Origin of the sequence: Solwaraspora sp. WMMD1047, from assembly GCF_029626155.1 — a bacterium.
Taxonomy (GTDB): domain Bacteria; phylum Actinomycetota; class Actinomycetes; order Mycobacteriales; family Micromonosporaceae; genus WMMD1047.
The window spans coordinates 1,851,869-1,878,200 of record NZ_JARUBL010000001.1 but is presented as its reverse complement, the minus strand read 5'-3'; the positions used below and the strand labels follow the sequence as shown (position 1 = coordinate 1,878,200).

The 26,332-nt window shown below is 74.0% G+C and carries 22 protein-coding genes and 1 pseudogene; 11 read left to right on the top strand and 12 right to left on the bottom strand.

The genetic code is table 11. From position 1 onward, the window contains the following. Nucleotides 1–28 precede the first annotated feature (28 nt). Complete coding sequence (locus tag O7627_RS08640) at nucleotides 29–1,012, top strand: LLM class flavin-dependent oxidoreductase (protein ID WP_278092973.1); 984 nt, start codon at nucleotides 29–31, stop codon at nucleotides 1,010–1,012. A 12-nt stretch (nucleotides 1,013–1,024) separates the two neighbouring features. On the opposite strand, the gene O7627_RS08635 is transcribed toward O7627_RS08640, so the two are convergent. Next, nucleotides 1,025–1,876, bottom strand: a complete 852-nt coding sequence (locus O7627_RS08635) for an ABC transporter ATP-binding protein (RefSeq protein WP_278092972.1) — start codon at nucleotides 1,874–1,876, stop codon at nucleotides 1,025–1,027. 131 nt (nucleotides 1,877–2,007) lie between these two features. Here O7627_RS08635 and O7627_RS08630 point away from each other — a divergent pair, with 131 nt between their 5' ends. Both O7627_RS08630 and O7627_RS08625 read left to right on the top strand, forming a co-directional pair. Beyond that, the gene (locus O7627_RS08630; protein WP_278092971.1) at nucleotides 2,008–2,982 is read left to right on the top strand and encodes an ATP-binding cassette domain-containing protein; all 975 of its coding nucleotides are present in this window, start codon (nucleotides 2,008–2,010) and stop codon (nucleotides 2,980–2,982) included. Next, nucleotides 2,979–3,977: an ABC transporter permease subunit gene (locus tag O7627_RS08625; protein ID WP_278092970.1), complete on the top strand. Its 999-nt coding sequence runs from the start codon at nucleotides 2,979–2,981 to the stop codon at nucleotides 3,975–3,977. Before O7627_RS08630 ends, O7627_RS08625 begins: the two co-directional genes overlap by 4 nt. Nucleotides 3,978–4,026: 49 nt before the next feature. Here the strand turns inward: O7627_RS08625 and O7627_RS08620 are convergent, their stop codons facing one another. Continuing rightward, nucleotides 4,027–5,202 carry an ROK family transcriptional regulator gene (locus tag O7627_RS08620; protein WP_278092969.1) on the bottom strand — a complete coding sequence of 392 codons (1,176 nt, stop codon included), beginning with the start codon at nucleotides 5,200–5,202 and terminating at the stop codon, nucleotides 4,027–4,029. Between the two features lie 191 nt (nucleotides 5,203–5,393). On the opposite strand from O7627_RS08620, the gene O7627_RS08615 reads away from it, so the two are divergent. Then, nucleotides 5,394–6,896, top strand: a complete 1,503-nt coding sequence (locus O7627_RS08615) for a glycoside hydrolase family 3 N-terminal domain-containing protein (RefSeq protein WP_278092968.1) — start codon at nucleotides 5,394–5,396, stop codon at nucleotides 6,894–6,896. 15 nt (nucleotides 6,897–6,911) lie between these two features. On the opposite strand, the gene O7627_RS08610 is transcribed toward O7627_RS08615, so the two are convergent. From O7627_RS08610 to O7627_RS08585, 6 genes are all read right to left on the bottom strand, one after another. Further along, nucleotides 6,912–7,583 carry a GNAT family N-acetyltransferase gene (locus O7627_RS08610; RefSeq protein ID WP_278092967.1) on the bottom strand — a complete coding sequence of 224 codons (672 nt, stop codon included), beginning with the start codon at nucleotides 7,581–7,583 and terminating at the stop codon, nucleotides 6,912–6,914. A 21-nt stretch (nucleotides 7,584–7,604) separates the two neighbouring features. Next, nucleotides 7,605–9,941 (bottom strand): heavy metal translocating P-type ATPase, encoded by a 2,337-nt coding sequence (locus tag O7627_RS08605; RefSeq protein WP_278098213.1) that lies wholly within the window; start codon nucleotides 9,939–9,941, stop codon nucleotides 7,605–7,607. Nucleotides 9,942–10,052: 111 nt separating this feature from the next. Then, nucleotides 10,053–10,874: a helix-turn-helix domain-containing protein gene (locus tag O7627_RS08600; protein ID WP_278092966.1), complete on the bottom strand. Its 822-nt coding sequence runs from the start codon at nucleotides 10,872–10,874 to the stop codon at nucleotides 10,053–10,055. 351 nt (nucleotides 10,875–11,225) lie between these two features. Next, nucleotides 11,226–11,972: a GntR family transcriptional regulator gene (locus O7627_RS08595; RefSeq protein WP_278092965.1), complete on the bottom strand. Its 747-nt coding sequence runs from the start codon at nucleotides 11,970–11,972 to the stop codon at nucleotides 11,226–11,228. Further along, entirely contained in the window at nucleotides 11,969–12,970 is a 1,002-nt protein-coding gene (locus tag O7627_RS08590) for a proline racemase family protein (protein ID WP_278092964.1), read from the bottom strand. The genes O7627_RS08595 and O7627_RS08590 overlap by 4 nt, the downstream gene beginning before the upstream one ends. Nucleotide 12,971: 1 nt before the next feature. Beyond that, entirely contained in the window at nucleotides 12,972–13,907 is a 936-nt protein-coding gene (locus O7627_RS08585) for a dihydrodipicolinate synthase family protein (protein WP_278092963.1), read from the bottom strand. A 68-nt stretch (nucleotides 13,908–13,975) separates the two neighbouring features. Between O7627_RS08585 and O7627_RS08580 the strand changes: the two genes are divergently transcribed. From O7627_RS08580 to O7627_RS08555, 6 genes are all read left to right on the top strand, one after another. Further along, nucleotides 13,976–15,208 (top strand): FAD-binding oxidoreductase, encoded by a 1,233-nt coding sequence (locus tag O7627_RS08580; RefSeq protein ID WP_278092962.1) that lies wholly within the window; start codon nucleotides 13,976–13,978, stop codon nucleotides 15,206–15,208. Beyond that, complete coding sequence (locus tag O7627_RS08575; RefSeq protein WP_278092961.1) at nucleotides 15,205–17,499, top strand: FAD-dependent oxidoreductase; 2,295 nt, start codon at nucleotides 15,205–15,207, stop codon at nucleotides 17,497–17,499. The genes O7627_RS08580 and O7627_RS08575 overlap by 4 nt, the downstream gene beginning before the upstream one ends. 2 nt (nucleotides 17,500–17,501) lie before the next feature. Then, nucleotides 17,502–19,031, top strand: a complete 1,530-nt coding sequence (locus tag O7627_RS08570) for an aldehyde dehydrogenase (NADP(+)) (RefSeq protein ID WP_278098212.1) — start codon at nucleotides 17,502–17,504, stop codon at nucleotides 19,029–19,031. A gap of 517 nt (nucleotides 19,032–19,548) precedes the next feature. Further along, entirely contained in the window at nucleotides 19,549–20,934 is a 1,386-nt protein-coding gene (locus O7627_RS08565) for an endo-1,4-beta-xylanase (RefSeq protein WP_278098211.1), read from the top strand. A gap of 92 nt (nucleotides 20,935–21,026) precedes the next feature. Further along, nucleotides 21,027–22,241, top strand: coding sequence for an SGNH/GDSL hydrolase family protein (locus tag O7627_RS08560; protein WP_278092960.1), 1,215 nt, complete (start codon nucleotides 21,027–21,029; stop codon nucleotides 22,239–22,241). A gap of 148 nt (nucleotides 22,242–22,389) precedes the next feature. Beyond that, complete coding sequence (locus O7627_RS08555; protein ID WP_278092959.1) at nucleotides 22,390–23,817, top strand: glycoside hydrolase; 1,428 nt, start codon at nucleotides 22,390–22,392, stop codon at nucleotides 23,815–23,817. Between the two features lie 130 nt (nucleotides 23,818–23,947). On the opposite strand, the pseudogene O7627_RS37145 reads toward O7627_RS08555, so the two are convergent. After that, nucleotides 23,948–24,124: pseudogene (locus O7627_RS37145) on the bottom strand (GntR family transcriptional regulator); the annotation flags it as partial. A gap of 14 nt (nucleotides 24,125–24,138) precedes the next feature. Between O7627_RS37145 and O7627_RS08545 the strand changes: the two are divergent. Then, nucleotides 24,139–24,393, top strand: coding sequence for a hypothetical protein (locus tag O7627_RS08545; RefSeq protein WP_278098566.1), 255 nt, complete (start codon nucleotides 24,139–24,141; stop codon nucleotides 24,391–24,393). Nucleotides 24,394–24,769: 376 nt separating this feature from the next. Here O7627_RS08545 and O7627_RS08540 read toward each other — a convergent pair whose 3' ends face one another. The 3 genes from O7627_RS08540 to O7627_RS08530 all read right to left on the bottom strand — a co-directional run bounded on the left by O7627_RS08540 (nucleotide 24,770) and on the right by O7627_RS08530 (nucleotide 26,289). Further along, the gene (locus O7627_RS08540) at nucleotides 24,770–25,144 is read right to left on the bottom strand and encodes a DUF5615 family PIN-like protein (protein ID WP_278098209.1); all 375 of its coding nucleotides are present in this window, start codon (nucleotides 25,142–25,144) and stop codon (nucleotides 24,770–24,772) included. Nucleotides 25,145–25,164: 20 nt separating this feature from the next. Further along, a complete protein-coding gene (locus tag O7627_RS08535; RefSeq protein ID WP_278092958.1) occupies nucleotides 25,165–25,587 on the bottom strand; it encodes a hypothetical protein in 423 nt (140 codons plus the stop codon). A gap of 93 nt (nucleotides 25,588–25,680) precedes the next feature. After that, complete coding sequence (locus O7627_RS08530; RefSeq protein WP_278092957.1) at nucleotides 25,681–26,289, bottom strand: hypothetical protein; 609 nt, start codon at nucleotides 26,287–26,289, stop codon at nucleotides 25,681–25,683. Between the last annotated feature and the right edge of the window lie 43 nt (nucleotides 26,290–26,332).

Below are 26,332 nucleotides of genomic sequence, written 5' to 3'. Positions count from 1 at the left end.
GCCGGCAAACTCTGGCAGGCTGCCAGACATGACAGACCTGCCGATCGGAGTGATGTACCGCTGCGACAACCAGCCGGAGAACCTGACCGCGTACGCCCGCCTGGTGGAACGGCTCGGGTACGACGAGCTGTGGGTCGTCGAGGACTGCTTCTTCGCCGGCGGGGTCTCCGCCGCGGCGGTCGCCGCGGCCGTCACCGAGCGGCTGTCGGTCGGGATCGGCATCCTGCCGGCCGGGTTCCGCAACCCGGCCCTGGCGGCGATGGAGGTGGCCGGGCTGGCCCGGATGTTCCCCGGCCGGATTCGGGCCGGTTTCGGGCACGGCGTCGCCGAGTGGGTACGCCAGGTCGGCGCCGAGCATCCGTCGCCGCTCGCCGTCCTCGGCGAGACGGTCGGCGCCGTCCGGGCCCTGCTGGCCGGCGAAACGGTGACCGTCGCCGGCCGGCACGCCCGGCTCACCGAGGTCGCGCTGGAGTTCCCGCCCGACCCGCCGCCGCCGGTCTACACCGGGGTCCGGGCCGAGCGGTCGCTGCGGTTGTCCGGCCGGCTCGCCGACGGCACGATCCTCGCCGAGTGCGCCAGCCCCGAGTACGTGCGCTGGGCCCGGCACCTGATCGACCAGGGCCGTGCCGACGCGGGCCGCACCGACGAGCACCGGCTCACCGTCTACGCCCACTTCGACTTCGACGAGACCCTGACCGGGGTCCGCCGGGAGATCGCCACCCGGCTCGCCGACGGCCGCCCGCTCTCGCCGGCCGACGACGATCTGGCCGCCGAGGTGGCCGAGTTGCTCGCCCGGGCCGGTGGCGTGGACGCGCTGGCCGAGGCGCTGCCGGAGCACTACCTGGACCGGTTCGCGGTGGCCGGCGACGCCGACCGGTGCGCGGCCTCGATCGACCGGCTGCGGGCCGCCGGCGCGGACGCGGTGGTGCTGGTGCCGCCCCGCGACGCGCAGCAGGCCGTCGCGCAGCTCACCCTCGCCGCCGACGCCCTGCTCCACCGCCTGCGCGGCTGACCGGACGGCGGCTCAGAGCGCCCGGGCGGCGTAGCGGTCGGCGGAGCGGTCCACCGTCAGCGGCACGCCGAAGGTCTTCGACAGGGTCACCCCGTTCACCGTCGCGGCGAGCGGTCCGCGCGCGACCACGCCGCCGTCGCGCAGCAACAGGGCGTGGGTGAAGCCGGGTGGGATCTCCTCCACATGGTGGGTGACCAGCACCAGCGCCGGGGCGTCCGGATCCTGGGCCAGCCGGGCCAGCCGGGCGACCAGGTCCTCCCGGCCGCCCAGGTCCAGCCCGGCAGCCGGCTCGTCGAGCAGCAGCAACTCGGGGTCGGTCATCAACGCCCGGGCGATCTGCACCCGCTTGCGTTCGCCCTCCGACAGCGTGCCGTACCGCCGGTCGGCCAGCTCCGCCACCCCGAACTGGGCCAGCAGCGCGCGGGCCCGGGACTCGTCGGTCGCGTCGTAGCTCTCCCGCCACCGGCCCACCACCGACCAGGCCGCGGTCAGCACCACGTCACGGACCGGCTCGTCCGCCGGGATCCGCTCGGCGAGCGCGGCCGTGGAGAGCCCGATCCGGGTACGCAGTTCCGCCAGGTCGGTGCGGCCGATCCGCTCGCCGAGCACGTGCACCGTGCCGGTGGTCGGGTGCAGCCGCCCGGCGGCCAGGTTCAGCAGGGTCGTCTTGCCAGCGCCGTTCGGGCCGAGGATCACCCACCGCTCGCCGGGCTGGACCCGCCAGCTCAGGTCGCGCAGCAGGTGGCTGCCGGAGCGGGTGACGGTGACCTGCGCGAGGTCCACCACCGCATCGGCGGCCACCGGATCGACGGCGGGGCGGGCGTCGGCGGCGCCGGCGACGCCAGGGACCAGCTCAGTAGGCACCGGACCATCCAACCACGCAGCCGATGTCAGGTCCCCACGGGCGCCGGGTAGGCCGTAAGGTGGGGCGCCGTGCTGTTGCTCACTACCGCCGATCGGGTGCCGATGAACGCATGCACTGCCGCGAGGCCGGGATGAGCGCGGTCATCGAAATCGACGGGCTTCGCAAGACGTTCCGTAGCCTGCGGCGGGGCGAGCGGGTGGCGCTGGACGGCTTCGACATGGTGGTGGAGGCCGGGCAGGTGCACGGTTTCCTCGGTCCGAACGGGTCGGGCAAGACCACCACCCTGCGTACCCTGCTCGGCCTGGTCCGCCCGGACGGCGGCCGGATGAGCGTGCTCGGGCGGCCGGCGCCGCACCGGCTGGCGGAGGTGGTCGACCGGTTCGGGGCCATCGTGGAGAGTCCACAGTTCTTCGGCAACTTCACCGGCCGCCGGACGCTGCGGCTGCTCGCGGTGGCCGGCGGGCTGCCCCCGGACCGGGTGGAGGAGGTGCTGGTCCGGGTCGGTCTGCGCGACCGCGGTGACGACCGGGTGAAGGGCTACTCGCTCGGTATGAAGCAGCGGTTGGCGGTCGCCTCCGCGTTGCTGAAGCGGCCTGAGCTGCTGATCCTGGACGAGCCGGCGAACGGGCTGGATCCGGCCGGCATCCGCGAGATGCGGGACCTGATGCGCCAGCTCTCCGCCGCCGGGGTGACCGTGCTGGTCTCCAGCCACATCCTCGCCGAGATCCAGCAGATCTGCGACCACGTCACGATCATCTCGCGGGGCCGGCGGGTGGCCGCCGGTCCGGTGGGCGAGGTGCTGGCCGGGTTCGACCGGGGCGAGCACCGGGTCCGGGTGGCCGACCAGGACCGGGCCGCCGAGATCATCCGGGCCGCCGGCCTGCCGGTCGAAAGCCACCCCGACCACCTGGTCGTGGCCGATCTGGCCGACCCGGCCTGGCTCAGTCAGGCGCTCGGCGAGCGGGGCCTGTGGGTCCGCGAGCTGACCCCGCTCACGCCCGATCTGGAGAGCGTCTTTCTGCAGCTCACCGGCTCCGAAACCCCGCGACAGGTGGACGACGCGGGTGGGTCCGCCGAGCCGGCTGCCGAGGGGGACGCCGCATGAACCTGATCCGGGCCGAGGTCGGCCGACTGACCGCGCGCCGGTTCGTCCAGGTGATGGTGCTGCTGCTGATCGGGGCCTTCGGCATCACGATCGCCACCACCATCGCCGGCTCGCACGCGCCGACCGGTCCCGAGTTGGCCCGGGCCGAGGCGCAGGCGGCCGAGACCCGGCTGGACGCCGAACGCTGGTACGCCGACTGCCTGGCCGCCCAGCGCTCCGCCGAGCCGTCCGACCTCCGGGAGAAGTACCCGCGCGACTGCGACGACCTCCGGCCGGCCCGGATCGACGCCGCCGACTTCCTCTACGGGGTCTTCGTCTTCGACCGGCAGATCAGGCCGCTGGTCTACTTCCTGGTGACGTTCCTGGCCCTGTTCGGCTTCCTGGTCGGCGCCTCCTACATCGGCGCCGACCTCAACTCCGGCGGGATGACGAACCTGCTGCTGTGGCGGCCCAGCCGGTTGACGGTGCTCGGCGGCAAGCTCGGCACGCTGCTGGCCGGTGTACTGCTGGTCTCGCTGGTCGCCGCGGTGCTCTACCTCGGTGCCTTCTGGACGATCGCCCAGGTCGGGGGCCTGCCGGGCAACACCGACGGCGAGTTCTGGGGGTGGCTGGCGCTCACCGTCGGGCGGGGCTTCGCGCTGATCCTGATGACCACGGCGGCCGGCTTCGCCATCGCCACCCTGGGCGGGCACACCGCCGCCGCCCTCGGCACCGTCGCCGGGTACGCGGTGCTCTGGGAGGCCGGCGCCCGGATCGTGATGGAGATCGTCGAGGCGGCCCGGCCGGACCAGTGGATGCTCTCCACCTACGTGATCACCTGGATGACCGGCGAGACCTCGCTCTGGGATCAGCGCGCCTGCCGGGGCGCGGTCGACGTCGACTGCACCGGGGCGTACACGATCACCTGGGTGCCGGCGGCGCTGGTGCTGCTGGCGGTGACCGCGGGCGCCGTGGGCACGGCCTTCGCCGTCTTCCGCCGCCGCGACCTGGCCTGACCCCGGCCGCACTGGCCTGACCCCGGCGGCCTGGCCTGACCTCGGCGGCTCAGCCCAGGGTGGAGCCGAAGACCTCGTCGCGGACCGCGTCCAGGGCGGTCCGCAGCGCGCCGCTCAGCACCGGCTCGTCGGTCACCTCGGTGGCCACCACGCGCGGCGTCACCAGCGTGATCGCGGCCACCTCGTGCTGCACCCGGTCGGCCAGCGCGCTGCCGCCGGCCTGGCCGATCTCGCCGGCCAGCACCACCAGCGGCGGGTCCAGCACCACGCAGGTGCTGGCCACGCCGAGCGCCAGCCGGCGGGCCAGTTCGTCGAGCACCGGTCCGCCGGAGGTACCCGCGGCGATGGCGGCGCGGACGGCGTCCGCCGCGTTGGCCGCCCGGAAGCCGTGCTCGCGGGCGACCGCCTTGACCGCGTCGGCGGCGGCCAACTGCTGGAACGCCGGCTTGGCCCGGCGGGAGACGTCGCGCGGGATGGGCGCGCCGGGCACCGGCAGGTAGCCGATCTCGCCGGCGGCGCCGGAGCTGCCGTGGTGCAGCCGGCCGCCGAGCACGATGGCCAGGCCCAGGCCGGCGCCGGCCCAGACCAGCACGAAGTCGTCGACGCCGCGGGCGGCGCCGGACTGCGCCTCGGCGACGGCGGCCAGGTTCACGTCGTTCTCGAAGACGACCGGCGTGTGCAGGTCCTCCCGCAGGGCGGCCAGCAGGCCGCGGTGCCAGCGCGGCAGGTTGAAGGCGAAGGTGATGTCGCCGGTCGCCGGGTCGACCAGGCCCGGCGTGCCGAGCACCACCCGTCGTACGCTGGCGAGCTGGGCGTGCGCGCTGCCGGCGGCCTCGACGACGGCGTCGTGGACCACCCGGACCGGGTCGTCGGTGTCCCGGGTGGACTGTTCGACCCGGCCGGTCACCGCGCCGGTGATGTCGGCGCAGGCGGCCACCACCCGGTCCGGGCCGACGTCGACGCCCACCACGTGCGCGCTGCCCGGCCGGACGGCGTAGAGCTGCGCGTTCGGGCCCCGGCCGCCGGCCTGCTCACCGACCCGGCTGACCAGGCCGCGCTCCTCCAGCCGTTCCACCAGCTGCGACGCGGTCACCTTGGACAGGCCGGTCAGCTCGCCGAGCTGGGCCCGGGTGAGCGGACCGCGGGTCAGCAGCAGCTCCAGCGCGGCCCGGTCGTTGAGCGCGCGGAGCAGGCGGGGGGTGCCGGGTAGCCGGGTGGATGGCATGCGACGTCCTCCGGGGGGTCAGTGTCGACGCTGATCTGTTAGTAAACTTTCCTATTAGCTAAGCTAGCCTTAATGGCGGTAGCCGTAGCGTAATGGGCCGGTGCCGGTTTGGTGGTAGGCCGACCCGGCACCGCTGGCGCCCGGGACGGCCCTCTCCGGTGCGACACTCGGAGGGGGCGGAGGGAGACATCGTGGCAAGCGATCCAGGACTTCGCCGGCTGGCACTGCGTACGCTGCTGGCCGCGTACCCGGGCGACAACCCGCCGGACTGGGCACTGGAGCTGGTCGGCGAAGGGCTGGCCGGACACACCCTGTTCGGCCGCAACATCGACCACCCGGCCCAGGTCGCGGCCAGCACCGCCGCGCTGCGCGCCGCCCGCCCCGACGTGCTGATCGCCATCGACGAGGAGGGCGGCGACGTCACCCGGCTGGCGCACGCCACCGGCAGCCCGTACCCGGGCAACGCCGCCCTCGGCGCGGTCGACGACCCGGCCCTGACCCGCCGGGTCTACCAGGCCATCGGCGGCGAGCTGGCCGGGCTGGGCATCAACGTCAACCTGGCCCCGACGGTCGACGTCAACACCGCCGACGACAACCCGATCATCGGCACCCGCTCGTTCGGCGCCGACCCGCTGCGGGTGGCCGCACACTCCGCGGCGGCCGTCGCCGGCCTGCAGGCCACCGGGGTGGCCGCCTGCGCGAAACACTTCCCCGGCCACGGCGCCACCGTCGCCGACTCGCACTACGAACTGCCCACCGTCGACGTGCCGCTGGACCTGCTGCGCCGCCGCGACCTGCCGCCGTTCGCGGCGGTGGTCGCCGCCGACGTGCGGTCCGTCATGACCGCGCACATCCGGGTCCCGGTCCTGACCGGGACCGGGCCGGCCACCTTCAGCCGTGCCGTCCTGATCGACCTGTTGCGCCACGAGTACGGCTTCACCGGCGCCGTCATCACCGACGCGCTGGAGATGAAGGGCGCCTCGCTCGCCGCCGGCGGTATCGCCCCGGCCGCGGTCCGGGCGCTGGCCGCCGGGGCCGACCTGCTCTGCATCGGTGCCCGGGTCGACGCCGCCCTGGTGGAGCGGGTGGCCGCCGAGATCGTCGCCGCTATCGGCGACGGGCGACTGACCCGGGAGCGGGTCGAGCAGGCCGCCGGGCGGGCCGGCGACCTCGCCGCCTGGACCCGGGCCGCCGCGGTGGCCGAGGCCGTCACGACCAACCTCGGGTACGCCGCCGCCCGCCGCGCCGTCCGGGTCGAGGGCGTCCTCGACGGCCTGGCCGACCCGCTCGTGGTGCAGCTGCTCGCCGCCTCGACCGTCGCCGAGGGCCGGGTCCCCTGGGGCCTGAGCCCGCACCTGGCACCCGAGCCCGACCCGGCCGGGCCGGACGGCGCCACGCCGCCCGATCCGGCCGGCCCCCGGCAGCTTCGGCTGGTGGCCGCCGAGACCGACGCGCAGGCGGTGCGGGAGCTGGCCGGCCGGCGCCCGATCGTGCTGGTGGGGCGGCATGTGCACCGCCTGCCGGGGGCACCCGAGCTGGTCGAGGCGCTGGCCGCCACGCACCGCGTGACGGTGGTCGAGATGGGCTGGCCGTCGCGGTGGCGCCCGGCGGGCGTCCGGGCGTTCGTCACCACCTACGGCGCCAGCCACGCCAACGGCCGCGCCGCCGCCGAGGCACTGGGCCTGGCCCGCTGACCCGGTGCTAGCTGGTCACGGGGTCGACGGGTCGAACATGAGGTACGCCGACCAGCCCCCGTCGACGAAGCCGGCCGCGGCGGCCACCCGGGCCGAGGCGACGTTCTCCCGGGCGTGCAGGTAGGTCGGGACGGCGCCCTCGTCGAGCACCCGCCGGGCGGCCTGGGCGACGAGCCGGCGGGCCAGTCCCCGGCCGGCGGCGGCCGGCTCGGTGACCACCGCCAACTCGTGGCCGTGCCCGTCGTGCCGCTTGACACCGACCGCGGCCAGCGGTCGCCCGTCCGGGTCACGGGCGACCAGCACGTCCCCGCTGAACGGCCGTAGCCAGGTCGGCAGGTCCGGGCCGCCGGCCGCGACCCACTCCCCCGCGTCCGGCAGCGGCGCCGGGTCCAGGGTGTACCGGAAGACCAGCCGCTCGGCCCGCCAACCGTCCTGGCCGAGGGCACCGGGCAGCTTGGTGAGCAGCTCGTCCATCGGCAGGTGGGTCAGCTCCCGGACGGCGGCGGTGCGCGTCGGCGGCACCGAGAGCAGGGCCTTCTTCCCGGTCCCGACCCCGACGACCGGGTACAGCCGGCCGTCCCAGGCGGGTCGGATCCGCCGCTCGGAACCCACCACGTGCAGCGGAAGCCCGGCCGGCCACTGGCCGAGCCAGGTCACCAGGTGGTGGTAGAGGCGCTTGTCGAGCATCTATCTATCCTTGCCGATGAGTCAACCGAGCGGGGTCGCATCACCCAGTGTCCCCGCCGGGCCGACCGGCCGGAAGCTCCGCAGCCGCTGGCTGTTTGAGACGACGAACACCGAGGAGAGTGCCATGGCCGCCCCGGCGATCATCGGATTGAGTAGTCCGGCGGCGGCCAGCGGGAGGGCGGCCACGTTGTAGGCGAACGCCCAGAACAGGTTGCTCTGGATGACCCGCAGCGTACGCCGGGCGAGCCGGATCCCGTCGACGGCGGCCATCAGGTCGCCCCGGACCAGGGTCAGGTCGGCCGCTTCGATGGCGGCGTCGGTGCCGGTCCCCATCGCCAGGCCCAGGTCCGCCCGGGCCAGCGCGGCGGCGTCGTTGACCCCGTCGCCGACCATCGCCACCACGGCGCCGCCCTCCTGTAGCCGGCGCACCACCTCGACCTTGTCGGCCGGCAGCACCTCGGCGTGCACCTGGTCGACGCCGGCCTCGGCGGCCACCTGCCGGGCCACCGCCGCGCTGTCGCCGGTGAGCAGCACCGGGGTCAGGCCGAGGTCGCGCAGCCGCGCCACCGCCGCCCGGCTGGTCGGCCGGACCTGGTCGGCGACGACGAGCACCCCGCGTACCCGGTCGTCCCAGCCGACCGCGACGACGGTGCGGCCGGCGGCGGCCGCGGCGGCGACCGCCTCGGCCAGTTCGTCGGCGGGCGGGGCCGGGGCGACGAAGCTCGGCTTGCCGACGGCGACCCGCCGCCCCTCGACCACCCCCCGAACGCCGGCGCCGGGCTGGTTGGCGAACTCGGTCACCGGCGGCAGGGTGCCCGCGAGCTCGGCCGCGGCGACCACCGCGCGGGCGATCGGATGCTCGGAGCCGGCCTCCAGCGCACCGGCGAGCCGCAGCACCTCGGCGCGGTCCTCGCCGTCGGCGACGGTCAGGTCGACGAGCGCCATCCGGCCGGTGGTGACCGTCCCGGTCTTGTCGAGCACGACGGTGTCGATCCGGCGGGCCCGTTCCAGCGCCTCCGGTCCCCGGATCAGGATGCCGAGCTGGGCGCCCCGGCCCGTACCGACCAGCAGCGCCATCGGGGTGGCCAGGCCGAGGGCGCACGGGCAGGCGATGATCAGTACGGCCACCGCCGCCGTGAACGCGGCGCCCGGTCCCGCCCCGGTGCCCAGCCAGTAGCCGAGCGTCCCGACCGCCAGCGCGATGACGACCGGTACGAAGACCCCGGCGATCCGGTCGGCGAGCCGCTGCGCCCGCGCCTTGCCGCTCTGCGCCTCCTCGACCAGCCGGGCCATCTGGGCGAGCTGGGTCTCGGCCCCGACCCGGGTCGCGGTGACCACCAGCCGGCCGCCGGCGTTCACCGTGCCGCCGGTCACGCTGTCGCCGACGGTGACCTCGACGGGGACCGACTCGCCGGTGAGCAGGCTGGCGTCCACCGCCGAGGCGCCCTCGGAGACCGTGCCGTCGGTGGCGATCTTCTCGCCCGGCCGGACCACGAACCGGTCCCCGACCGCGAGCCGCTCGACCGGGACCCGGACCTCGCGCCCGTCCCGGAGCACTGTGGCGTCCCGGGCGCCGAGCCGCAGCAGCGCCCGCAGCGCGCTGCCGGCCCGCCGCTTGGCGGTGACCTCGAAGTACCGCCCGGCCAGCACGAACGCGGTCACCCCGGCGGCGGCCTCCAGGTAGATGGCGTCGGCGCCCTGGCTCCGGTCGATGCGCAGCGTGAACGGGTGGGTCATGCCGGGCATCCCGGCGTCGCCGAAGAAGAGCGCCCAGAGCGACCAGCCGAGGGCGGCCAGGGTGCCGACCGAGATCAGGGTGTCCATGGTCGCGGCGCCGTGCCGCAGGTTGATCAGGGCGGCCCGGTGGAAGGGCAGGCCGCCCCAGAGCACGACCGGGGCGGCCAGCGTCAGCGACAGCCACTGCCAGTTGGTGAACTGGGCCGGCGGCACCATGGCGAGGAAGACGACCGGCACGGCCAACGCCACCGAAACCCACAACCGGGTACGCAGCTCGCGCTGCCCCGCCGGCGCCGGCTCCGCGGGCTCGGTGCCCGGCGCGGTATCGGCCGGTCCGGCGCCGACCGGTCCGGCGCCACCCTGCTCGGCGACGGCCGACCCGACGGCGGCCGACCCGGGGTCAGCCGGTGCGGACCGGGCCGGCCGGGCGGGCTCCGGCGGTCGGGCGGTGTAGCCGGTGGACCGGACCGTGGCGATCAGGTCCTGCACGGTCACCCCGTCCTGGACCAGCGCGGTCGCCTTCTCGGTCGCGTAGTTGACCGTCGCGCTGACCCCGGGCATCCGGTTCAGCTTCTTCTCCACCCGAGAGGCGCAGGAGGCGCAGGTCATGCCCCCGATCATCAACTCGACCCGATTGGCCTCGGTCACCCGCGTCACCACCCTTCGCCGCCACTGTACCCCTACCCCCCAGAGGTATCGGACGGTGATGACCAACCGCGGCCGGCAGAGCCGTTACGGTTGGCCGCGCTCGGCGGTCCGGGCCGGGTCGGGCAGCTGGTGCGCCCACTCGGGTGGGCCGGGCAGCCACGCCGGGCCGCCCGCCGAGGAGGTCCCACCGGCCACCCCGATCACGCCGTCGAGCCGGAGCGCCCCGTCGAAGAGTCCGGCCGCGGTCAGCGCGGTCACCGCCACCAGCCGACCGCGCCGGGCCCAGGCCGAGGCCCGGGCCATCCGACCCGGCAGGGACGAACGCCGCACCGTCAACCGACGCAGGTGGGCCTGCCAGTGCTCGACGTCCGCCGCGGTGCCGCCGCTGGCGAAGACGATGTTGCCCAGCAGCGACGCGGTGAGCGGCGCGGCCCGGGTGGTCAGCACCTGGGCGATGTCCCGCGGGGAAACGATCTCGATGTCGAGTTTTCCCACCCTGGCGCCGGCACTGGCGAGGAGCCGGCGGCTCAGGGTGGCCGGCTCCAGACCCTGGCCATCGACGAGTTCGACAAGCGCGTCGGTCAGGTCCGCCACGGTAAGCAGGTCGGTCAGCTCGGGCGCGAACACCGCCGCGGCCCGCGCCGCCGCGGCCAGCCGCTCGTCCCAGGCGGCCAGCTCTTGCTCGGACTCGACGCCACAGCCGATGAGATAGCGGCGCAACGCCCGCGGCTTCGGCAGCGCCCGGCCGTTGGCCGCCTGGGACAGGGCCGCCGCGCTGCACCCGACCTTCGCACCCATCGTCGGGTAGGTCTGCCGGGCGCCGTAGCGGACCGCCCGCAACTCGGCCGCGAACCGGGCCACCGGTCCGAAGCCGACGATCGGTTGTTCCGGGCGTCCACGACTCATCGGACCGGCCATCCTGGAGCGAACGCCGGCCGGCCGGACGGGTCCGGACGGCGCGGCTCGCGGTACGCACCGGAGCGACCGGCAACGGTTCGAGGCACGACGGCGGGCCTTTCGATAGGCGGGAGGGGTCGCGCGATCCCGTCCGCCCCGCTTGCGCCGCGGGGGTTCCGGCACCGGCCGCCGGTACCCGACCGGTCCGGCGAGCCGGGGGTCCGGACGGGAAGATCTTCTCATCAGAGGTCCGACCGAATCCAGCCCGAAATGGCAAAGCGACGAACCCGGCGACAATATCGACCGATAGCAATTCATCTGCCATTTACCCGTACCAGCCGATGGCGGCCTGAGCCGTCGCTATTCCGCCGGTCGGCCGGCCCAGATGCCTCTGGTGTGGCCGATGTGGCGTCGCATCAGCGCCTCTGCGGCGACGGCGTCCCGGGCCTCGATCAGGTCAAGCAGCTCCAGATGCTCGGCCGCCGAGGCGGTCAGCCGGCCGGTCTCGGCCAACCGGGTCAGCCCGTAGAGGCGGGTCCGCGCCCGCAGGTCCCGGACGATCTCGACCAGCCGGCGGTTGTCCAGGACGGCCAGCAGTCCCAGGTGGAAGTCGAGGTCGGCCTGCAGGTACCCGGCCAGGTCGCCGGCGGTCGCGGCGGCGACGATGGTCTCGGCCACCGACCGCAGCCGGCGTACCCGGTCCAGGTCGCCGTGCCGGGCGACCTCGCCGATCGTCGGCGCCTCCAGCAGGCAGCGGACCCGGGCGATGTCGTCCATCTCCCGGTCGGAGACGAAGGCGATCCGAAAGCCCTTGTTCGGCAGGGTCTCCAACAGGCCGTCCTTGACCAGCTCCAGCATCGCCTCCCGGACCGGAGTCGCCGACACCCCGAACCGCTCGGCCAGCTTCGGCGCACTGTAGACCTGGCCCGGACGCAACCGGCCGGTGATGATCGCGGTCCGCAGCGCCCGGGTCACGTCCGCCCGCAGGCTCGGCCGGCGCGGCAGCTCCAGCGCCGCCCCGTCGAGATCCCGCGCCGAGATTTCGCGGTCCGGACCCAGCGGGTCGGCAACCGGCGCCAGCGGGTCGAGGTCAGGTGGCGTGGTCACAGCAGGAACCCGGCCGGGAACGGATCGGTCGGATCCAACAGGTACTGGGCGGTGCCGGTGATCCAGGCCCGACCGGTGACGGTGGGCAGCACCGCCGGCCGGCCGCCGACCGTGGTCAACCCGGTCAACCGGCCGATGAACCGGGTGCCGATGAACGACTCGTTGACAAAGTCGGCGCCCGGATCCAGCTCGCCGCGGGCGTGCAGTTGCGCCATCCGGGCGCTGGTCCCGGTCCCGCACGGAGACCGGTCGAACCAGCCGGGCCAGATCGCCATCGCGTGCCGGGAGTGCCGGGCGTCCGAACCGGCGGCGAGGAACTGCACGTGGTGACAGCCGGCGATGTCCGGCCGCTCGGGATGCTCCGGCCGGTCCTGTTCGTTGACGGCCGTCAGCACCGCCAGCCCGGCGGCCAGGATCTGCGGCCCGGCGGCCCGGTCGAACGGCAGCCCGACCCGCTCGATCGGCAGGATCGCGTAGAAGTTCCCCCCGTACGCCAGGTCGTAGCGGACCGGGCCGAAGCCGGGCACCTGGACCTCGGCGTCCAGCCGCTCGCAGTACGACGCGACGTTGCTGATCGTGACCGCGGTGGCGGCTCCGTCGTGGACGGCGACCTCGGCCTCGACCAGCCCGGCCGGGGTGTCCAGCCGGACCGTGGTGACCGGCTCGGTCACCGCCACCATCCCGGTCTCGACCAACACCGTGGCCACCCCGATCGCGCCGTGCCCGCACATCGGCAGGCAGCCGGAGACCTCGATGAAGAGCACCCCGTAGTCGGCGTCCGGCCGGGTGGGCGGCTGCAGGATGGCGCCGCTCATCGCGGCGTGCCCGCGCGGCTCGTACATCAGCAGGGTGCGCAGCTGGTCCCGGTGGGCCATGAAGTGCAACCGTCGCTGCGCCATCGTCTCGCCGGGCAGCACCCCCACTCCGCCGGTGATCACCCGGGTCGGCATTCCCTCGGTGTGCGAGTCGACGGCGTGCAGGACGTGCCGGCTACGCACCTCAGACCACCGGCCGAGAATCCGCTGCCGGTCGGGGCGTCGGCAGGTCGGCCGGCAACCGGTACGCCAGCGCGGTGGCCAGGTCGGCGCGGACCGCGTCGGCCTCGGCGTCGGGAAGTGGCAGCCGGGGCAGCCGGACCGGGCCGCCGTACCGGCCGACGGCGTCCATGGCGAGCTTGATGGCCTGGATGAAGGTGTGCCGGGAGTCCCACCGGAAGATCGGGTGCAGCGCCCGGTAGAGCGGCAGGGCGACGTCGAGCCGACCGGCCCGGCCCAGCTCGTAGAGGGCGACCGACAGCTCCGGCAGGGCGTTCGGGAAGCCGGCGATCCAGCCGACCGCGCCGCCGACCAGCAGCTCCAGCAGCACGTCGTCGGCGCCGGCGAGCACGTCCAGCCGGGGGGCGCGCTCGCGGAGCTGGAAGATCCGGCGTACGTCGCCACTGAACTCCTTGACCGCCACCACCGCCGGCACCTCGTCGGCGATCCGGCCGAGCAGTTCGGGGGTCAGGTCGACCCGGGTGTCGTACGGGTTGTTGTAGGCCACGATCGGCAGCCCGACCCGGCCGACCTCGGCGTAGTGGGCGAGCACCTCGTCGGGGCCGGCCCGGTAGGCGTTCGGGGGCAGCAGCAGCACCGCGGCGGCGCCCGCCTCGGCGGCCTGCTCGGTCCAGCGGCGGGCCTGCGTGGCGCCGTACCCGCTGACGCCCGGCACCACGGCGCAGCCGGGTGGCGCGGCAGCCACCGCGACCCGGACGACGTCCGCGCGCTCGGCGTCGGTCAGCACCTGGTATTCGCCGAGCGAGCCGTTCGGGGTGACCCCGTGACAGCCGGCGGCGGCGAGCCAGGAAACGTGGGCGGCGTACCGGTCGAGGTCGACGGAGAGATCCGCCCGGTACGGCAGCGCGGTCGCCACCACCACCCCGTGCCAGGGCTGCATGCGCACCTCCGGAGCCGCAGGTCAGCGCCCTTGTCGGGGACGCGCCGATCAGTAATATGTCACATGGTATGGCTCTCCTCAAGCGCCCCGCGGCGCTGCGCGCCCCCGCCCCGACCGCCCCGGTCGACGTGGTGGTGGTCGGCGCCGGCATCATCGGGGCGGCCTGCGCGGACCAGCTCGCGGCGGCCGGGCTCGCCGTCACCGTCGTCGAGCGGACGGCCGTCGGCGCCGGCACCACCGGCGCCGGGGAGGGCAACATCCTCGTCTCCGACAAGGAACCGGGGCCGGAACTCGACCTGGCCCTGCTGGCCAACGAGCTCTGGCGGCGGCTCGGCGACGAACTCGGACCGGAGCTGGCGTTGGAGACCAAGAGCGGCCTCGTGGTCGCCACCGGCGACGCCGAGCTGGCCGGGCTGCACCGGCTCGCCGCCGACCAGGCCACGGCCGGGGTACGGGTCGAGCGGCTCGGCGTCGGCCAGGCCCGCTCGCTGGAGCCGTACCTGACCCCGGAGCTGGCCGGCGCCGTGCGGTATCCGCAGGACATGCAGGTGCAGCCGGTGCTCGCCGCCGCCCTGCTGCTGCGCCGGGCCCGCCGGCACGGCGCCACCCTGCGCACCGCGACCACGGTCACCGGGATCGACCTGGACCGGGCCGGCCGGGTCGCCGGCGTCCGCACCGACGCCGGCCCGATCGCCGCCGGCTGGGTGGTGAACGCCGCCGGGCTGGCCGCCGGTGCGGTCGCCGCGCTGGCCGGCGCGCGGCTGCCGATCCAGCCGCGCCGGGGCTACCTCCTGGTCACCGAACCGCTGCCGCCGACGATCCGGGCCAAGGTCTACGACGCCGGGTACGTGTCGAACGTGTCGAGCGACGACGCGCAGCTGCAGACCTCGACGGTGGTGGAGGCGACCGACGGCGGCACCATCCTGATCGGGGCGTCCCGCGAGCGGGTCGGGCTGGACCCCGGTCTGCGGATCGACGTGCTGGCCCGGCTGGCCCGCCAGGCGGTGCGCCTGTTCCCGGTGCTGGCCGGGGTGCAGGCGATCCGCGCCTACCGCGGCTTCCGCCCGTACAGCCCGGACCACCTGCCGGTCATCGGGGTGGACCCGGCGGTGCCCGGTCTGCTGCACGCCGCCGGGCACGAGGGCGCCGGCATCGGCCTGGCCCCGGCGACCGGCCTGCTGGTCCGGCAACTGATCACCGGCGAGGTGCCGGCGCTCGACCCGGCGCCGTTCCGACCGGGCCGCCCCACCCTCACCCCCGAGCCCTCGGATAACGGCGACCCGTCGCGGGCCGCGGCGTGACCGGGTCCGAGCGCGACCTGCCGGGCCGGCTGCGGTCGACCGAGGCCCACCAAAAGGCCGAAACCCACCCGGGTACGCCCTTCGAGTTCACCTTCGGAACCGAGGTGGTGCCGGCGCTGCCCGGCGAGACAATCGGCGCGGCCCTGTTGGCGGCCGGTGTCCGATCCTGGCGGCAGTCCCGGCACGGCCGCCGGCCCCGGACGCTGTTCTGCGGTATCGGCGCCTGTTTCGACTGCCTGGTGACCGTCGACGGTGGACCAGCGGTCCGGGCCTGTCTGACCCCGGCCGAGCCTGCCGCCGTGGTCGCCGCACCCGGCCCGCTGGCCCCGCCGGGCACCCTAGCTGATCCGTCCGAAGTGGGCATCGGGCCGGCCTGCCCGGTCGCCAACCGGGCTGGTCCGGTCGATCTGGGCAGCGGTTCGGTCGGCACGATTGCCGACCGGGCCGGCCCGTCCGAGGTGGCTCGGGTGGCGGCCGGCGGAGTGGCCGGCAGGGTCGGTCCGTCCGGTATGCGCCGTCGGACGGCCGGCACGATGGCCGACGAGCCCGCCGGGTCCGATGTGGATTTCGCGCCGGTCGACGTGGTGGTTGTCGGGGCCGGGCCGGCCGGGTCGGCCGCGGCACTCGCCGCCGCCGACGCCGGCTGCCGGGTGACCGTCATCGACTCCGGTGCCGCCCCGGGCGGGCAGTACCACCGCCAGCCGCCGCGACAGTTCGCCGCCGGCCGACCGGCTGTGCCGCACCCCGGCGACCCGGCCGCCCCGCAACCCAGCGACCCGGCCGCGCCGCACCCCGGCGACGGTGGCCGGGCACGGCTGCGCCGGCAACCCGCCGCCGCGCCGCCCGGGGAGCTGGCCGGGCATCCGCTGATCAGCCTGCGGCCGGGTCGCACCGTCTGGGCCGCGGAGCCAGGCTCCCCGTACCTGCGGTTGCGGCTCACCGGCGGCGGCGTGCTGCGGGCCCGGGCCGTGGTGATCGCCACCGGTGGCCACGACCTGGCGCTGCCGTTCCCGGGCTGGGACCTGCCCGGCGTGCTGACCGCCGGTGGCCTGCAGGCGCTGGTGAAGGGCCAGCTCGTGCTGCCGGGCCGGCGGGTGGTGGTCGCCGGCACCGGCCCGTTCCTGCTGCCGGTGGCGGTCACCCTGGTCGAGGCCGGTGCCCGGGTGCTCGGCGTCTTCGAGGCGAACCATCCGGGAGGCTGGCTCGGCCGGCTGCCGGCCCTCGCCGGCCGGCCCGGCGCGCTGCTTGAGGCGACGCGCTACCTGCGGACGCTGCGCCGGCACCGGGTGCCGGTGCGGCACCGGCACGCGGTGGTCGCGGCGCACGGGCACACCGAGGTGGAGGCGGTCACCGTGGCCCGGCTCGGCCCGGACTGGACCCCGCTGCCCGGCCGGCGGCACCGGCTCGCGGTCGACGCCGTCGGCGTCGGGTTCGGCTTCGTCGCCTCGGTGGAGCTGCCGCTGGCGCTGGGCTGCGCCACCCGGCCCGGACCGGGCGGCCTCCCGGTGGTGCGGACCGACCCGTACCTGCGGACCAGCGTGCCCGGCGTCTACGCGGCCGGCGAGGTGACCGGCGTCGGCGGCGCCCAGCTGGCGGCCGTCGAGGGCCGGCTGGCCGGCCGTACCGCCGCCGCTGACCTGGGCCGCTCCCGGGCCAGCGCCGCCGAGGCGGGAGTGACCGCCGCAACGCGGCCCGCCGGCGACACCGCGGGGGTGTCCGGCGGCGATCCGACGATGCGTGCCGGCCGCGTGGAGGTGGCGGCGCTGCTGCGGAAGCGGGACCGGCTGCAGCGGTTCGCCGACGCGCTGCACGGCGTGTACGCCGTCCGGCCGGGCTGGCGGAGCTGGCTGCGCGACGACACGCTGGTCTGCCGCTGCGAGGAGGTACCGGCGTCCCGGCTCCGACACGCGGCCACCGAACTGGCGGTAACCGAGGCGCGGGCGGCGAAGCTGACCACCCGGGTCGCGATGGGGATGTGCCAGGGCCGGATCTGCGGGCCGGCGGTGGCCGCTCTGCTGGCCGGCCACACCGGCCGGCCGGTGGACCCGACGCCGATGGCGAACCGGCCGATCGGGGTACCCGTCCCTCTCGGTCTCCTCGCCGCCGCCACCGAACCCGCCGACCCCGATACCAGCCCCCCGCCCACCAGCCCCGAACCCACCGCAACCGGCACCGCAGACTCCGGACCGGCCGAGCCCCGACCCGCTGCCGTCGGGTCCGCCGAATTCGAACCCGCCGGGACCGACGGTCCGGACCCGGACCACCCGACCGAGAAGAGGACCACTCCGTGAGCATGGTGCCCAGCATCGACGTCCGGACCGGTGAGACCGTCGCGGAGGTGGCGGCCGAGAGCACGCCGGAGCTGGTCGGCCGGGCCGCCGAGGCGGCCGGGGCGGCGGCCGGGCCGCTCGACGAGCTGGGCCGGTCGGGTCGGGCCGGGCTGTTGCGGGCACTGGCGGCCGCGCTCGCCGACGACGGGGACGCCGTGGTCGCGCTGGCCGACCGGGAGACCGGGCTCGGCGATACCCGGCTGACCGGGGAGCTCACCCGGACCTGCCACCAGTTGCGGCTCTTCGCCGAGGTGCTGGACGAGGGCTCCTACCTGGAGGCGACCATCGACCGCGCCGGGCAGACCCCGATGGGCCCCCGACCGGACCTGCGCCGGATGCTGGTGCCGGTCGGCCCGGTGGCGGTCTTCGGGGCCGGCAACTTCCCGCTGGCGTTCGGGGTGCCGGGCGGGGACACCGCCTCGGCGCTGGCCGCCGGCTGCCCGGTGGTGGCCAAGGCGCATCCGGGCCACCCGGCCACCGCGCTGCGCTGCCACGCCACGATGGCCGAGGTCATCGCCGGGTACGGGCTGCCGGCCGGCACGATCGGCCTGGTACACGGGCGGGCCGCCGGTGCCGACCTGGTCGCCCAGCCGGCCGTCGCCGCGGTCGGCTTCACCGGATCACTCGCTGGTGGCCGGGCGCTGCACGACATCGCCGCGAGCCGACCGGTGCCGATCCCGTTCCATGGCGAGTTGGGCAGCGTCAACCCGGTGATCGTCACCCCCGGTGCGGCGCGGTCGGATGCGGCCGGGATCGCCAGCGGGTTCGTCGCCTCGTTCACCCTCGGCACCGGCCAGTTCTGCACCAAGCCGGGAATCCTCTTCGTCCCCGCCTCGGCCGACGGCGACCGGCTCCGCGATGCGGCCGCGGCCGAGGTCGCCGCCGGTACGCCCGGCACGCTGCTCGGTGCGGCGATCCGGGACGGCTTCCGGGAGCGGATCGACCGGTGGCGGACCGACCCACGGGTCACGGTGCTGGCCGAGGCGGGCAGTGGGCGTACCGGTGCGGGGTTTTCGGCGGCGCCGGTGTTGCTCTCGGTCGCGGCGGTCGACCTGGCCGGTGACCTGCTGGCGGAGTGCTTCGGGCCGGCGGCGCTGGTGGTCGGCTACCAGGAGCTGGACGAGGTGTCGGCCGCGCTGCGCCGGTTGGGTGGCCAGCTCACCGCCACGGTACGGGCCGCCGGGGACGAGCCGGAGGTGACCGGGCGGCTGGCCCGCGAGCTGCGCGGGTTGGCGGGCCGGCTGCTGTTCGACGGCTTCCCCACCGGGGTCGCGGTCAGCTGGGCACAGCAGCACGGCGGGCCGTACCCGGCGACCACCGGTGGGTTGTTCACCTCGGTCGGCGCGTCCGCGATCCGCCGTTGGCTGCGGCCGGTGACCTACCAGCAGGCGCCGGAGGTGGTGCTGCCGGTCGAGCTGCGTGACGGCAACCCGACCGGCATCCCCCGCCGGGTCGACGGCCGGCTCGAACTCGGTGGTGACCGGCCGGCCTGACCGTCGGCCCGGCCCGGCCACGTCGCCGGGCGAACTCCCGGCGCCCCCGAGACCACATGACCGGCGCCCGATCGGCGGAGACGAACTTCCGGAACTTTTCGGCCCCGACGCCACCGCCTTCCGGAGCAGCCTGCCACGCGACCAGCCCACTGGCTAGTGCGCTGAGCATCGCAGCCGATCCATGCACAGCATCCATTGAGCTACCGGAACATTTCAGTTAGCCTGTCGATGATCTGGATTGAGTCGCGTCAATGGGCAGGACGCGTTGGAGACCGCTCCGGATCTGGTCGATCGCGCGCGGCGAGTGGTATCCCGACCGGCATGGTGCCGAGGCACCCCCGGCGGCGGACCGTCACGCGTTGGCCCAGGCATCGCTGGTCCCTCCCGTCGATCCTTCGGCGGGCGGCGGATCGATGACCCACCATCCACATCAGCACCAGAGAGGTAACATCTGATGCGCAGCAACTCCCCCCGGGACGGTAGACGCCCGGTGTCCAGGCAGGTGACCCGCGCGGTGATGGCCATGGCCGCCGCCAGCGCCCTGGCCGTCGGCGCCGCGGTGGTCGTCGCCAACTCCGCCAGTGCCGCCGAGTCGACGCTCGGTGCCGCAGCGGCCCAGTCCGGCCGGTACTTCGGTGCCGCCATCACCGTGGGCAAGCTGAACGACAACACCTACACCACGATCCTCAACCGTGAGTTCAACTCGGTCACGGCCGAGAACGAGATGAAGATCAACGCGACCGAGCCGAACCAGAACCAGTTCAACTTCACCAACGGCGACCGGATCGTCAACTGGGGTCTGAGCCGGGGTTGGAAGGTACGCGGTCACACACTGGCCTGGCACTCCCAGCAGCCGGCCTGGATGGAGCGGATGGAGGGCAGCGCTCTTCGCTCGGCGATGCTCAACCACGTCACCCGGGTCGCCTCCTACTACCGGGGCAAGATCCACTCCTGGGACGTGGTGAACGAGGCGTTCGCCGACGGCAACTCGGGCGGCCGCCGCGACTCGAACCTGCAGCGTACGGGTAACGACTGGATCGAGGCCGCGTTCCGCGCCGCCCGCGCCGCCGACCCGGAGGCCAAGCTCTGCTACAACGACTACAACACCGACAACTGGACCTGGGCCAAGACCCAGGCGGTGTACCGGATGGTGCAGGACTTCAAGCAGCGTGGCGTGCCGATCGACTGCGTCGGGTTCCAGTCGCACTTCAACTCCGGCTCGCCCTACAACAGCAACTACCGCACCACGCTGTCCAGCTTCGCCGCCCTCGGGGTGGACGTGCAGATCACCGAGCTGGACATCGAGGGCTCCGGCGCCACCCAGGCCAACACCTACCGCAACGTCGTCAACGACTGCCTCGCCGTCGCCCGCTGCAACGGCATCACCGTCTGGGGCGTGCGGGACTGCGACTCGTGGCGTAGCGGCGGGACCCCCCTGCTGTTCGAGTGCAACGGCAACAAGAAGCAGGCCTACAACTCGACGCTGGAAGCGCTGAACAGCGCCACCCCGCAGCCGACCACCCCGGGCCCGACCACCCCTGGTCCGACCACCCCGGGGCCGACCACTCCGCCGCCCACCACTCCCCCGCCGACCACTCCTCCGCCGGGCGGGTCGGGCTGCTCGGCCACGGTCTCGCTCAACCAGTGGAACGGCGGCTTCGTGGCCAGCGTCCGGGTGACGGCCGGATCGTCGGCCATCAACTCGTGGGCGGTCACGATGAACATCCCCTCGGGGGCGTCCGTCACCAACACCTGGAACGCGCAGGCCAGCGGCAGTACCGGTTCGGTCCGGTTCGCCAACGTGTCGTACAACGGCCGGGTGAACGCCGGCCAGACGACCGAGTTCGGCTTCCAGGGCACCGGCAGCGGCTCGGGCATGAGCCCGACCTGCACCGCCGGCTGATCAGCCCGCACCACCCGCGGACCGGTTGAGGCGGCCGGCGCGGATCGACCACGGTCGGTTCGCGCCGGCCGCCGCCGGTTAGGATCTCGCAGATGATCGGACGGTGGGTTGGCAGTTGGGCGGCGATGCCGATGCTCACCACGCCGGACAACCTGCCACCCCCGCCGTTCGCCGGGGCCGACCACACCTTCGCCGACACCACGCTGCGGCAGACCCTCCGGGTGACGATCGGCGGCGCACGGGTCCGGCTGCGGTTCTCCAACGCCTTCGGTGACGCCGCCCTGCCGATCACCGGCGCGGCCGTCGCCCTGCCCGCCGGCGGGCGGGCCGGTGGGTCCGGCATCCAACCCGGCACCTCGGTGCCGCTGACCTTCTCGGGTCGGCCGGCCACGGTCGTGCCGCCGGGCGCCCAGGTGGTCACCGATCCGCTCGACCTGGGGCTGGTGCCCCGCGCCAACCTCACCGTCACCGTGTACCTCGCCGACGGCCAGGCCGGCGGGGTCACCTCGCACCCGGGTTCGCGTACCACCTCGTACCTAATCGGGGGTGACCGGCTCGCGGACGACGAGTTGCCGGGGGCGACCGCCGTCGACCACTGGTATCTGCTCAGCGGGGTCGAGGTGTGGGCGCCGGCCGGGTCGGGCGCCGCGGTGCTGGTCGGCGACTCGCTCACCGACGGCCGGGGCAGCACCACGAACGGCAACGACCGCTGGCCGGACCGGCTGGCCGAGCGGCTGCACGACTCCCCCGCCACCGCCGGGGTGGCGCTGCTCAACCAGGCGGCGGGCGGCAACCGGGTGCTCGCCGACGGGCTCGGCCCGAGCGTGCTGGCCCGGCTCGATCGGGACGTGCTGGCGCAGAGCGGGGTCGAGTGGCTGGTCCTCTTCGAGGGCGTCAACGACATCGGCACCGCCGACGCCACCGACGCCGCGCAGCGCGCGGTCGTCGACGATCTGATCGCCGCGTACCGGCAGGTCATCGTCCGCGCGCGGGCGCACGGCCTGCTCGTGTACGGCGGCACGATCGCGCCGTTCGGCGGGCACGACGGTTACGACGACCCGGACGGCCTGCGGGAACGCAGCCGCGCGGCGGTCAACCTGTGGATCGTCAACAGTGGCCGGTTCGACGGGGTCATCGACTTCGACGGGGCCGTCCGTGACCCGGCCGAGCCGCGCCGGCTGCATGCCGTCTACGACGAAGGCGACCACCTGCACCTCAATCCGGCCGGCTACCAGGCCCTCGCCGACGCGGTGCCGGCGGAGCTGTTCGTACGCCGACCGCTGCCGCCGGACCCCGGCTTCGGATAGTCGGCCGCCCCGGCCGTTCTGGTTCCCGGGCGGCTCGCCGGACCTCGCACGGATTTCATCGACGTGCGAGAATGTCTTGCGGCTCGTCCAACCGACACCGGCGTTGCCCGTCACGCGTCAGGGAACGCGCCGGCCGATGCTGCCGCGAATGGAGTACCCCCTCGTGCTTCGGTTCCGCACCGCCCTGGTCACCGCCGTCATCACCGGCACTGTGCTGGCCACCGCACCGGCCCACGCCCACCCCCCGTCCGGCATCGACATCGACCGCCGCGACCGGCACCAGTCGATCGACGGCTTCGGCTACTCGATCGCCTTCCAGCGCGCCTCGCTCGTACACAAGCTCTCCGAGGCCAAGCGGGCGGAGGCCCTGGACCTGCTGCTGGACCGCCGGACCGGCGCGGCGCCGAGCATCCTGCGGCTCGGCATCGGCTCGTCGGCCACCGAACCGTACGACCTGATGCTCTCCATCCAGCCCACCGACCCCGGCGGCCCGACCGCCCCGCCGAACTACGTCTGGAACGGCTGGGACGGCGGGCAGGTGTGGTTCAGCAAGGAGGCGCAGAAGCGCGGCATCGGACGGTTCTACGCCGACGCGTGGAGCGCGCCCGGGTACATGAAGGACAACGGCTCCGACAGCAACGGCGGATCGCTCTGCGGGCTGCAGGGCGTCACCTGCGAAAGCGGCGACTGGCGGGAGGCGTACGCGCGCTACCTGGTGCAGTACACCAAGTTCTACCGGCAGGAGGGCATCAAGATCGACGAACTCGGGTTCACCAACGAACCCGACTGGACCGCCCCGTACGCCTCGATGCGCTTCACCCCCGCGCAGGCCGCCGAGTTCATGAAGGTGATCGGCCCGATCGCCAAGCGGGCCAGGGTCGGCGTGGCCTGCTGCGACTCGTTCGGCTGGACCCAGTCCGACGCGTACGCCCAGGCCATCGAGGCCGACCCCGAGGCCCGCCGGCACCTCGCGGTCTTCACCGGACACGGGTACGCGAGCCCGTCGAACCGGCCGCTGCCGACCACCGCCAAGACGTGGATGGCGGAGTGGGCGCCGTCGAGCGTGGCGGACGGCTGGAACGAGGCGTGGGACAGCGGCAAGGGCACCGACGGGATCGCGGTCGCCGAACGCATCCACGACACCCTGGCCCTCGCCAACAGCAGCGCGTTCATCTTCTGGTTGGGGTCGTCGCGGGGCGGCACGGCGGCGCTGATGCAGGTCGACGACGCGAACGACGCGTACCGGGTGTCGTCGCGGCTCTGGGCGTTCGCGGCGTACAGCCGGTTCATCCGGCCGGGGGCGGTGCGGGTCGGTGTCGGCAGTGAGATCGAGGGTGTGAAGGTGTCGGCCTACCGCAACGCCGACGGCAGCGAGGTGGTCGAGATCCTCAACACCGGCACAACGGAGGTGGCCACGAGCGTCGACATGAAGCGCGCCACGGCCTACCTCACCGACGCCACCCACAACCTGACCAAGGCGCCGGAGCTGGTGTCGAAGCGCGGCCCGCACACCCGCCTCACCCTGCCCCCACGCTCCCTGACCACCCTGGTCACCAACCACCCCGGCCGAGGCTGACCCGTCCGCCTCCCAGGATGCTCAAGATCAGATGTTCAACAGTCACGCCTAACAGGGTTACAACGGGACTATTGAGCATCTGATCTTGAGCGTCCGAGGGGTCGGCGTGCAGGGAGTTCAGCGGCTAGGGTCAGGAATCCCGGCCAGGTTTCTCTGCTACGAACACTCCGATCCCCTGCCTGCCCTCCAGGACTCCGGCTTCGATCAGGAGCTCGACAGCTTTCCGCACCGTCACACCTGAGGTCTCATACTGATCGGCGAGTTCCCTGGTCGTCGGCAGCTTCTCGCCAGGCTTGGTGAGGGAGGACGTGTGGCCAGGCGGTGGAAGTGGTTCCTGCGGGCCGGGAGGTCGCGATCGACCTGACCGGGCAGTCCGAGCCGGACGGGACGGTGCCGGGGCGGTACCGGCGGCGGGCGATGGAGAGCGTCGTACCAGAGCTGCGGGTGACCGCGCGGTGCGACGGCGCGCTGGTCTACGAGCGGTCTGAGGAGCGCCCGGCACCCATCACGACGAACCAACGGGCCGGCCGGTACACCCCACCAGTCCCCCGTCAGCGGATCGAGGAACGGTCGTGAGTGCGTTCGACCTGTCCCCCGCCCAGATCCGCAACCGCCGAATCCTGCTGGCCCGCCGCACCCTACGACGACACTGGCAACGCACCAGCACCTGCTCGATCTGCGGCAGCCGACCGATACCGCTCAGCCAGGCGCTCCGCTACCTACGCCGCCATGATCCAACCGGCGAGCCGATGAACAGCCGAGCACCGGAGGAAGCGCCTGCCGACCCAGGCGGAAGCCGCCGAGCCGTCCCCCGCCAGGAGTGGCAGGTCAACCCACGGTACGAACACCCCGAGGACCGGCACGTTCCTCGGCCAGGTGAAAGTCGTTGACCCACGGCGGCGGACCGGATCGTGATCTCCATCCGAGTTCCGCTTTCCAGTGGGTCGGGCAGTCACCGGGCGGGGCTTCCAGGATCGGGATTGCTGAGCCAGTCCTCGGTGATCGGCGGGGATGGCGGGCCGGTCACCAGCCAGGCGTCGAGCGCATCGATCAGGGTGCCGATCTGTTTTCGGGACCGTGGGACGGTTCGGCTGCTGGTGAAGAGCAGACATGGGGTCGCGGCACCGGCCTGTAGCGCCTGGAGCAGGATCGGTCGGAAGTCCTGGACGTTCTCGGTCAGCAGCCAGGCGCGCTCGGCGGCGGCCAGGGCGAAGACCTCATGGTCGGTCATGGTGCGGAGGTCAAGACGCTCGGCCACTGATATGACGGTATGCCCGCGGTCGCGCAAGGCCACGGCTATCGCGGGAGAGAACATCTCGTCGAGCACCAGGATCGGCGCGGTCGGTGTCACGCGATGAGCCTCTGCTGGACACGCCACGCCCGCTCGGCCCGTTCGGAAGCGTCATCCGCCGCCTCGATCTCGGCGTCGATCTCCTCCCGATAGTCGCCGTAGTAACTGACGGCCGCCGCGACACGGTTGACGTCGATGGCGAGTACCTCGGCCGCGGCGCTGAGTGCTGCGGGGCCCCGCTCATCGATCTCGCGGAGGAACTTGATGATCTCCCAGACGTCCGGCCCGTAGGCGAGTGCCGCGCGCCGTCCGGTAGGCCCGTCCTTGAACAGGATGCCCGGGTGGTCGGCCATTCTGAGCCCTTCATCAACGAGACGTTGAGCCAGGGCGGACATGTTGGCACCGGTGGTCGACTGCGCCCTGCGTCGGAGGCGAGCCAGTAGGACCTCGTCGAACCGGATTGACGTCGGCTTCGTCATGCACTACATCGTGATACACGTAGTGCAGCCAGGAACCGTCAATCGAGCTCTCCGTGATGCCCTGGCCGTCCTTAGGACGGCCAGGGCATCGGGTCAGCTCAGGCGCTGGAAGACGGAGAAGGGGTAGACCCAGGCGGGGTTGAAGATGAGGCCCAGTCGGTGCAGATACCGCTGGCAGCCGCTCGGCTGCGCCGGGTCTGGGCAGAAGGTCACCCACAGCTCGGAGTACCCGTCCTTCTCCGTCGGGGAGTAGTTCACGATCTGGTCGCGCACCACGAACCGCAGCGAGGTGAGCCGGGGGTCCTGCACGCCGTTGGGGAAGGAGAGGAAGGTCTCCAGGTTGTAGAGCACGATCTCGTTGGGGAACAGGCAGACGCTGGCCATGAAGCCCAACTCGTAGATGGTCGTGTAGGTGGCGGTCTCGTAGACCTCCTCGAATACCTCCTCCTGGTAGCAGGGGGTGCCCGGCGGGAACCCCGGCGGCGGGGCCACCGGCACCACATTGATGCCGACGTCACCCAGGGGTCGTCCCGCGTGACCCGCCGAGGCGGCGCGCAGACCGCCGTCGGCGCAGTCGGTCGCCGTCTTGCAGATGCGGCCCTCGGGCGCAGCCGGGGCGGCCGACGCCACACCCGGCGGAGCCAGCCCGGCCGCCACCACCACCAGTACGGCGATCAACTTCCGACCCACGTTCACGTTCATCGGTGCCTCCGGCAGACAGGGAGTGAGCAGGTGGCGACAGCCT

Excerpts from the sequence above, each read along its gene's own strand:
- O7627_RS08585 (WP_278092963.1), bottom strand. The coding sequence starts at position 13,907 with ATGCAGCCCTGGCACGGGGTGGTGGTGGCGACCGCGCTGCCGTACCGG.
- O7627_RS08580 (WP_278092962.1), top strand. The coding sequence starts at position 13,976 with ATGGCTCTCCTCAAGCGCCCCGCGGCGCTGCGCGCCCCCGCCCCGACC.
- O7627_RS08610 (WP_278092967.1), bottom strand. The coding sequence starts at position 7,583 with ATGCTCGACAAGCGCCTCTACCACCACCTGGTGACCTGGCTCGGCCAG.
- O7627_RS08625 (WP_278092970.1), top strand. The coding sequence starts at position 2,979 with ATGAACCTGATCCGGGCCGAGGTCGGCCGACTGACCGCGCGCCGGTTC.
- O7627_RS08535 (WP_278092958.1), bottom strand. The coding sequence starts at position 25,587 with ATGACGAAGCCGACGTCAATCCGGTTCGACGAGGTCCTACTGGCTCGC.
- O7627_RS08600 (WP_278092966.1), bottom strand. The coding sequence starts at position 10,874 with ATGAGTCGTGGACGCCCGGAACAACCGATCGTCGGCTTCGGACCGGTG.
- O7627_RS08640 (WP_278092973.1), top strand. The coding sequence starts at position 29 with ATGACAGACCTGCCGATCGGAGTGATGTACCGCTGCGACAACCAGCCG.
- O7627_RS08620 (WP_278092969.1), bottom strand. The coding sequence starts at position 5,202 with ATGCCATCCACCCGGCTACCCGGCACCCCCCGCCTGCTCCGCGCGCTC.
- O7627_RS08630 (WP_278092971.1), top strand. The coding sequence starts at position 2,008 with ATGAGCGCGGTCATCGAAATCGACGGGCTTCGCAAGACGTTCCGTAGC.
- O7627_RS08570 (WP_278098212.1), top strand. The coding sequence starts at position 17,502 with ATGGTGCCCAGCATCGACGTCCGGACCGGTGAGACCGTCGCGGAGGTG.
- O7627_RS08605 (WP_278098213.1), bottom strand. The coding sequence starts at position 9,941 with ATGATCGGGGGCATGACCTGCGCCTCCTGCGCCTCTCGGGTGGAGAAG.
- O7627_RS08555 (WP_278092959.1), top strand. The coding sequence starts at position 22,390 with ATGGAGTACCCCCTCGTGCTTCGGTTCCGCACCGCCCTGGTCACCGCC.
- O7627_RS08530 (WP_278092957.1), bottom strand. The coding sequence starts at position 26,289 with ATGAACGTGAACGTGGGTCGGAAGTTGATCGCCGTACTGGTGGTGGTG.
- O7627_RS08560 (WP_278092960.1), top strand. The coding sequence starts at position 21,027 with ATGATCGGACGGTGGGTTGGCAGTTGGGCGGCGATGCCGATGCTCACC.
- O7627_RS08565 (WP_278098211.1), top strand. The coding sequence starts at position 19,549 with ATGGCCATGGCCGCCGCCAGCGCCCTGGCCGTCGGCGCCGCGGTGGTC.